Below are 256 nucleotides of genomic sequence, written 5' to 3'. Positions count from 1 at the left end.
GGATCCAGCAGATCGTCTACCTGTTCTTGTGAGGCCACAACACCGACACCGTTGGAATCGAGTTGCGGGCCGTTCAGCAGGCTGTCATTTTCACGCTTCGCTTTAGCCTGTTGTTCAGGAATATTTTCCATCAGCACCATTAACAGCTGATTTTCGATTTCCTGCACCACGGTCATCATGCGTTTAATGACCTGACCGGTCAGATCCTGGAAGTCCTGTGCCATCATGATTTCCATCAACGGAGCATTGGTAAAAC

The 256-nt window shown here is 49.2% G+C and carries 1 protein-coding gene; it reads right to left on the bottom strand.

From position 1 onward, the window contains the following. Positions 1–236: protein phosphatase CheZ (locus ACR9ZK_RS22580; protein WP_481344164.1), on the bottom strand; the 236-nt coding region annotated here is incomplete at its 3' end. Positions 237–256 lie beyond the last annotated feature (20 nt).

The organism is Monashia sp. HAY1-5C (assembly GCF_056755255.1).
The sequence above is the reverse complement of the archived record's forward strand: the minus strand, read 5'-3'. Positions and strand labels throughout refer to the sequence as shown.